9 protein-coding genes are annotated in these 7,199 nt (G+C 65.0%); 5 read left to right on the forward strand and 4 right to left on the reverse strand.

Going from position 1 to position 7,199, the window contains the following annotated elements; all coding sequences use genetic code 11:
- The first annotated feature begins 120 nt into the window (after positions 1-120).
- Positions 121-531 carry a hypothetical protein gene (locus tag JNB_RS00005; RefSeq protein WP_009774318.1) on the forward strand — a complete coding sequence of 137 codons (411 nt, stop codon included), beginning with the start codon at positions 121-123 and terminating at the stop codon, positions 529-531.
- Positions 532-624: 93 nt separating this feature from the next.
- Here JNB_RS00005 and rfbD (JNB_RS00010) read toward each other — a convergent pair whose 3' ends face one another.
- Positions 625-1,479 (reverse strand): dTDP-4-dehydrorhamnose reductase, encoded by an 855-nt coding sequence (gene rfbD, locus JNB_RS00010; RefSeq protein ID WP_009774319.1) that lies wholly within the window; start codon positions 1,477-1,479, stop codon positions 625-627.
- Complete coding sequence (rfbB, locus tag JNB_RS00015; protein WP_009774320.1) at positions 1,479-2,486, reverse strand: dTDP-glucose 4,6-dehydratase; 1,008 nt, start codon at positions 2,484-2,486, stop codon at positions 1,479-1,481. The genes rfbD (JNB_RS00010) and rfbB (JNB_RS00015) overlap by 1 nt, the downstream gene beginning before the upstream one ends.
- 65 nt (positions 2,487-2,551) lie before the next feature.
- Between rfbB (JNB_RS00015) and rfbA (JNB_RS00020) the strand changes: the two genes are divergently transcribed.
- The 3 genes from rfbA (JNB_RS00020) (at position 2,552) to JNB_RS00030 (ending at position 4,178) form a co-directional block, all read left to right on the forward strand.
- Positions 2,552-3,430 (forward strand): glucose-1-phosphate thymidylyltransferase RfbA, encoded by an 879-nt coding sequence (gene rfbA / locus JNB_RS00020; RefSeq protein WP_009774321.1) that lies wholly within the window; start codon positions 2,552-2,554, stop codon positions 3,428-3,430.
- Positions 3,430-3,693, forward strand: coding sequence for a dTDP-4-dehydrorhamnose 3,5-epimerase family protein (locus JNB_RS00025; protein ID WP_009774322.1), 264 nt, complete (start codon positions 3,430-3,432; stop codon positions 3,691-3,693). The genes rfbA (JNB_RS00020) and JNB_RS00025 overlap by 1 nt, the downstream gene beginning before the upstream one ends.
- Positions 3,694-3,767: 74 nt before the next feature.
- The gene (locus JNB_RS00030; RefSeq protein WP_009774318.1) at positions 3,768-4,178 is read left to right on the forward strand and encodes a hypothetical protein; all 411 of its coding nucleotides are present in this window, start codon (positions 3,768-3,770) and stop codon (positions 4,176-4,178) included.
- A 93-nt stretch (positions 4,179-4,271) separates the two neighbouring features.
- Here JNB_RS00030 and rfbD (JNB_RS00035) read toward each other — a convergent pair whose 3' ends face one another.
- Both rfbD (JNB_RS00035) and rfbB (JNB_RS00040) read right to left on the reverse strand, forming a co-directional pair.
- Positions 4,272-5,126, reverse strand: coding sequence for a dTDP-4-dehydrorhamnose reductase (gene rfbD, locus JNB_RS00035; protein ID WP_009774319.1), 855 nt, complete (start codon positions 5,124-5,126; stop codon positions 4,272-4,274).
- Positions 5,126-6,133: a dTDP-glucose 4,6-dehydratase gene (gene rfbB, locus JNB_RS00040; RefSeq protein ID WP_009774320.1), complete on the reverse strand. Its 1,008-nt coding sequence runs from the start codon at positions 6,131-6,133 to the stop codon at positions 5,126-5,128. The genes rfbD (JNB_RS00035) and rfbB (JNB_RS00040) overlap by 1 nt, the downstream gene beginning before the upstream one ends.
- Before the next feature lie 65 nt (positions 6,134-6,198).
- Between rfbB (JNB_RS00040) and rfbA (JNB_RS00045) the strand changes: the two genes are divergently transcribed.
- A complete protein-coding gene (gene rfbA / locus JNB_RS00045; RefSeq protein ID WP_009774321.1) occupies positions 6,199-7,077 on the forward strand; it encodes a glucose-1-phosphate thymidylyltransferase RfbA in 879 nt (292 codons plus the stop codon).
- The last annotated feature ends 122 nt before the right edge of the window (positions 7,078-7,199 follow it).

A 7,199-nucleotide genomic window follows, 5' to 3' on the forward strand; every position in this document is an offset into this window, starting at 1 on the left:
CAAGGAGTCGGTCCACGGCATCGTCGGCCACATGATCAACCTCTGAGCCTGAGCGGCCCTGTGCCGCAACGCTTTTCGGTATGCCGTTCGCCCACTCGGGCGGGCGGCATACTGTCGTCCATGGAGTCCTACGCCCGCACAGCACGGCAGACCAGAACGCGCTGGCTCGCCCTGGGCGCCTGCGTCCTTGCCGCCGTCGTGGTTGTTGGCGTGATGCAGTTCGTGAAGTTGCCGAATCCCTCCAACGTGGCTGTCTACCCAGCGGGAGACTCCGGGATGGATGCCCTGCTCACGGGAACCGTGGAGATCACGACTGCCTGTGTCACTGTCCACAACGGCGCCGAGACGTGGACACCCGTCTTCCCGCGCGGCAGCACCACCATGGCTGGAGACACCTTGGTGTTCCGCGGTGGGGAGTTCGTGTCGGGCGACCCCATCGAACTTGGCGGTGGGGAGGCCGTCACGAGGGGCGATGCGACCATCCCGAGTGGATGCCCGCACGGCCAACTGTGGATGGTTGCGCCAGGCTGACACGACGCAGCACCGCGAGACTCGGGTCAGCTCGTGCCGGAGGAGGGATTGTTGCCCCCCCATGCATGCCACATGGCGAGCAGGCCTGTCGGGTCAGGACGTCCGCAAGACCGACGGGGCCGCTCGGTTGAGTCCGTCGCGCCAGTGGGGCAATGGATCGAGACCGTGTGTGCGCCACTTGGCGTCGTCGAGGACGGAGAACGTCGGGCGAGGGGCCGGGCGCGGAAACGACGCCGTCGTGGTGGGGGTGACCCGCTCCGGGTCCAGGCCAAGTTCTTCGAAGATCGCGCGGGCGAAGTCGAACCACGTGGTCTGTCCGCTCCCAGTTCCATGCCAGACCCCGCCCTGCGCATCGGCCTCCACGAGCCGAGGGATCGCCTCGGCAAGGTCGGCGGTCCATGTCGGTTGTCCGTGCTGGTCGTCCACGACCGCGATCGTGTCTCGCTCGGTCGCGAGTCTGCTGATGGTCGCGACGAAGTTCGGCCCGCCAGCGCCATAGAGCCACGCCGTGCGCACCACGAGGGCGGTGGGGCAATGCGCGAGCACGGCCCACTCTCCGGCAGCCTTGGTGCGGCCATAGGCGGAGCGGGGAGCGACCGGTGCGTTCACGGCATACGGGGTGCTGGTGTCCCCAGAGAAGACGTAGTCCGTCGACACGTGCACGAGGCGCGCGGAGGAGCGCTCACACGCGGCGGCAACGTTGGCGGCCCCGAGGGCGTTGACGGCGAATGCCGCTCCTTCGTGAGACTCGGCATCGTCGACTGCGGTCCACGCCGCAAGATTGGCGACGACATCGTGGCCCTCGACGGCTGCTCGGCACGCCGACGCATCGGTGATGTCGAGGTCCGTGCGGGTCAGCGGTGTGACGTCATGACCAGCGTCGGTGAGTCGGGGGAGCAGATCATGGGCGAGCATGCCGCCCGCGCCCGTGACGAGCCATCGCGCCATCAGCGGGGAACGACGGATTGCGTTGCGGCATATTTGCGTTCGGTTGCATCCTTCATCGGTCGCCACCACTCCTCGTTGTCGCGATACCAGTCAATCGTTGCGGCGAGCCCTTCTCGAAAGCTCGGGTACTCGGGGGTCCAGCCGAGCTCCGTTCGCAACCGGGAGGAATCGATGGCGTAGCGCCGGTCGTGACCTGGACGGTCCGTGACGTGGTCGAACGCGTCGGCGTCCTCACCCATGAGTCCGAGGATGTCGCGCACGACCGTCCCGTTGTCGACCTCGCCATCTGCGCCGATGAGATAGGTCTCGCCGATCTGGCCGCGGTCGATGATTGCCCAGACGGCGCGGTTGTGGTCGTCGACGTGAATCCAGTCGCGGACGTTGAGTCCGTCGCCGTAGAGCTTGGGACGCACTCCGTCGAGGATGTTGGTGATCTGTCTGGGTATGAACTTCTCGACGTGCTGACGTGGTCCGTAGTTGTTGGAGCAGTTGGAGATCGTTGCCTGCAGCCCGAAGGAGCGGACCCAGGCCCGCACGAGCAGGTCGCTTGCGCCCTTGGTGGCTGAGTAGGGGCTGGAGGGGTTGTATGCCGTGGCCTCCGTGAAACGCCCGGGATCGTCGAGTTCGAGATCGCCGTATACCTCGTCGGTTGAGACGTGGTGGTAGTGCACGGCGTGGCGTCGGACGGCCTCGACGAGGGTGAAGGTGCCAATGACGTTGGTGTGCACGAACGGCCACGGATCCGCCAGCGAATTGTCGTTGTGAGACTCCGCCGCGAAGTGCACCACGAGGTCGTGCTCGGACACCAGCCGGTCGACGAGCGTCAGGTCGGTGATGTCGCCTTCGACCAGACGAACTCGGTCGCCGAGCCCGTCCAGCGAAGCGCGGTGACCGGCATACGTCAGCGCGTCGAGCACTGTCACCTCACAACCCGGTCGGGTGGCGAGGGTGAGGTGGACGAAGTTGGAGCCGATGAATCCGGCCCCGCCCGTGACGAGTATGCGCACATCGTCAGGCTACCCAGTTCCCGAACACGGCCCTACGAGTTCGCCGCACTCGTAGGGTTGCGGCCATGAAGGGGATCATCCTGGCTGGGGGCTCGGGGACGAGGCTGCATCCGATCACGCGTGCCATCAGCAAGCAGCTCATGCCGGTTTACGACAAGCCCATGATCTATTACCCCTTGGCCACGCTCATGATGGCCGGGATCCGAGAGATCCTCATCATCACGACCCCGCAGGACCGAGAACAGTTCGAGCGACTTCTCGTGGACGGCCACGAGTGGGGAATCGACATCTCGTATGCCGTGCAGCCCAGTCCCGATGGTCTGGCCCAAGCCTTCATCATCGGTGCCGATTTCATTGGTGCGGACTCCGTGGCCCTGGTGCTGGGCGACAACATTTTTTATGGCACGGGTCTGGGTCGCTCGCTCCGGGATCTCAGCGACATCGAGGGCGGTCACATCTTCGCCCATCACGTCCGCGATCCGGCGGCGTACGGCGTGGTGGAGTTCGACGCCGATCACAAGGTGATCTCCATTGAGGAGAAGCCCACCGAGCCCAAATCGAGTTACGCAGTCCCGGGCCTGTATTTCTATGGGAATGATGTCGTCGAGATCGCCAGATCCCTCAGTCCCAGCCAACGCGGCGAGCTTGAGATCACGGCTGTCAACGACGCCTATCTCCAACGTGGCGACCTATCGGTGACGGTGCTTCCGCGAGGAACGGCCTGGTTCGATACCGGCACGTTCGAGGGCCTGATGGATGCGAGCCAGTTCGTCCACCTCATCGAGGCCCGGCAGGGGATGAAGATCGGATGCGTCGAGGAGATCGCGTGGCGCGCGGGCTGGATCGATGACGACCACTTTTCGGCGCTCGGCGACGCTCTCGTCAAGAGCGGATACGGCGGCTACATTCACACCTGCTTGGCGCAGGGCAAGGAGCTTCCCTGATGCAGGTCCAACCTCTGGCCATTGAGGGGGCGTTCGTCGTGACACCGCGACAGTTCCCTGATGACCGCGGTGTGTTTCTGGAGTCGTTTCGTGGCGATCTGCTCGCCCAACATCTCGGGCACCGGCCCGACATCATCCAGACCAACGTCTCTGTGTCGTCACGCGCCGACGAGGTTGCCCGCAACGTCTTCGCGCACCCGACCCTGTCCGAGGCCGTCAAGGAGTCGGTCCACGGCATCGTCGGCCACATGATCAACCTCTGAGCCTGAGCGGCCCTGTGCCGCAACGCTTTTCGGTATGCCGTTCGCCCACTCGGGCGGGCGGCATACTGTCGTCCATGGAGTCCTACGCCCGCACAGCACGGCAGACCAGAACGCGCTGGCTCGCCCTGGGCGCCTGCGTCCTTGCCGCCGTCGTGGTTGTTGGCGTGATGCAGTTCGTGAAGTTGCCGAATCCCTCCAACGTGGCTGTCTACCCAGCGGGAGACTCCGGGATGGATGCCCTGCTCACGGGAACCGTGGAGATCACGACTGCCTGTGTCACTGTCCACAACGGCGCCGAGACGTGGACACCCGTCTTCCCGCGCGGCAGCACCACCATGGCTGGAGACACCTTGGTGTTCCGCGGTGGGGAGTTCGTGTCGGGCGACCCCATCGAACTTGGCGGTGGGGAGGCCGTCACGAGGGGCGATGCGACCATCCCGAGTGGATGCCCGCACGGCCAACTGTGGATGGTTGCGCCAGGCTGACACGACGCAGCACCGCGAGACTCGGGTCAGCTCGTGCCGGAGGAGGGATTGTTGCCCCCCCATGCATGCCACATGGCGAGCAGGCCTGTCGGGTCAGGACGTCCGCAAGACCGACGGGGCCGCTCGGTTGAGTCCGTCGCGCCAGTGGGGCAATGGATCGAGACCGTGTGTGCGCCACTTGGCGTCGTCGAGGACGGAGAACGTCGGGCGAGGGGCCGGGCGCGGAAACGACGCCGTCGTGGTGGGGGTGACCCGCTCCGGGTCCAGGCCAAGTTCTTCGAAGATCGCGCGGGCGAAGTCGAACCACGTGGTCTGTCCGCTCCCAGTTCCATGCCAGACCCCGCCCTGCGCATCGGCCTCCACGAGCCGAGGGATCGCCTCGGCAAGGTCGGCGGTCCATGTCGGTTGTCCGTGCTGGTCGTCCACGACCGCGATCGTGTCTCGCTCGGTCGCGAGTCTGCTGATGGTCGCGACGAAGTTCGGCCCGCCAGCGCCATAGAGCCACGCCGTGCGCACCACGAGGGCGGTGGGGCAATGCGCGAGCACGGCCCACTCTCCGGCAGCCTTGGTGCGGCCATAGGCGGAGCGGGGAGCGACCGGTGCGTTCACGGCATACGGGGTGCTGGTGTCCCCAGAGAAGACGTAGTCCGTCGACACGTGCACGAGGCGCGCGGAGGAGCGCTCACACGCGGCGGCAACGTTGGCGGCCCCGAGGGCGTTGACGGCGAATGCCGCTCCTTCGTGAGACTCGGCATCGTCGACTGCGGTCCACGCCGCAAGATTGGCGACGACATCGTGGCCCTCGACGGCTGCTCGGCACGCCGACGCATCGGTGATGTCGAGGTCCGTGCGGGTCAGCGGTGTGACGTCATGACCAGCGTCGGTGAGTCGGGGGAGCAGATCATGGGCGAGCATGCCGCCCGCGCCCGTGACGAGCCATCGCGCCATCAGCGGGGAACGACGGATTGCGTTGCGGCATATTTGCGTTCGGTTGCATCCTTCATCGGTCGCCACCACTCCTCGTTGTCGCGATACCAGTCAATCGTTGCGGCGAGCCCTTCTCGAAAGCTCGGGTACTCGGGGGTCCAGCCGAGCTCCGTTCGCAACCGGGAGGAATCGATGGCGTAGCGCCGGTCGTGACCTGGACGGTCCGTGACGTGGTCGAACGCGTCGGCGTCCTCACCCATGAGTCCGAGGATGTCGCGCACGACCGTCCCGTTGTCGACCTCGCCATCTGCGCCGATGAGATAGGTCTCGCCGATCTGGCCGCGGTCGATGATTGCCCAGACGGCGCGGTTGTGGTCGTCGACGTGAATCCAGTCGCGGACGTTGAGTCCGTCGCCGTAGAGCTTGGGACGCACTCCGTCGAGGATGTTGGTGATCTGTCTGGGTATGAACTTCTCGACGTGCTGACGTGGTCCGTAGTTGTTGGAGCAGTTGGAGATCGTTGCCTGCAGCCCGAAGGAGCGGACCCAGGCCCGCACGAGCAGGTCGCTTGCGCCCTTGGTGGCTGAGTAGGGGCTGGAGGGGTTGTATGCCGTGGCCTCCGTGAAACGCCCGGGATCGTCGAGTTCGAGATCGCCGTATACCTCGTCGGTTGAGACGTGGTGGTAGTGCACGGCGTGGCGTCGGACGGCCTCGACGAGGGTGAAGGTGCCAATGACGTTGGTGTGCACGAACGGCCACGGATCCGCCAGCGAATTGTCGTTGTGAGACTCCGCCGCGAAGTGCACCACGAGGTCGTGCTCGGACACCAGCCGGTCGACGAGCGTCAGGTCGGTGATGTCGCCTTCGACCAGACGAACTCGGTCGCCGAGCCCGTCCAGCGAAGCGCGGTGACCGGCATACGTCAGCGCGTCGAGCACTGTCACCTCACAACCCGGTCGGGTGGCGAGGGTGAGGTGGACGAAGTTGGAGCCGATGAATCCGGCCCCGCCCGTGACGAGTATGCGCACATCGTCAGGCTACCCAGTTCCCGAACACGGCCCTACGAGTTCGCCGCACTCGTAGGGTTGCGGCCATGAAGGGGATCATCCTGGCTGGGGGCTCGGGGACGAGGCTGCATCCGATCACGCGTGCCATCAGCAAGCAGCTCATGCCGGTTTACGACAAGCCCATGATCTATTACCCCTTGGCCACGCTCATGATGGCCGGGATCCGAGAGATCCTCATCATCACGACCCCGCAGGACCGAGAACAGTTCGAGCGACTTCTCGTGGACGGCCACGAGTGGGGAATCGACATCTCGTATGCCGTGCAGCCCAGTCCCGATGGTCTGGCCCAAGCCTTCATCATCGGTGCCGATTTCATTGGTGCGGACTCCGTGGCCCTGGTGCTGGGCGACAACATTTTTTATGGCACGGGTCTGGGTCGCTCGCTCCGGGATCTCAGCGACATCGAGGGCGGTCACATCTTCGCCCATCACGTCCGCGATCCGGCGGCGTACGGCGTGGTGGAGTTCGACGCCGATCACAAGGTGATCTCCATTGAGGAGAAGCCCACCGAGCCCAAATCGAGTTACGCAGTCCCGGGCCTGTATTTCTATGGGAATGATGTCGTCGAGATCGCCAGATCCCTCAGTCCCAGCCAACGCGGCGAGCTTGAGATCACGGCTGTCAACGACGCCTATCTCCAACGTGGCGACCTATCGGTGACGGTGCTTCCGCGAGGAACGGCCTGGTTCGATACCGGCACGTTCGAGGGCCTGATGGATGCGAGCCAGTTCGTCCACCTCATCGAGGCCCGGCAGGGGATGAAGATCGGATGCGTCGAGGAGATCGCGTGGCGCGCGGGCTGGATCGATGACGACCACTTTTCGGCGCTCGGCGACGCTCTCGTCAAGAGCGGATACGGCGGCTACATTCACACCTGCTTGGCGCAGGGCAAGGAGCTTCCCTGATGCAGGTCCAACCTCTGGCCATTGAGGGGGCGTTCGTCGTGACACCGCGACAGTTCCCTGATGACCGCGGTGTGTTTCTGGAGTCGTTTCGTGGCGATCTGCTCGCCCAACATCTCGGGCAC

This window comes from Janibacter sp. HTCC2649, from assembly GCF_000152705.1.
Lineage (GTDB): Bacteria > Actinomycetota > Actinomycetes > Actinomycetales > Dermatophilaceae > Knoellia.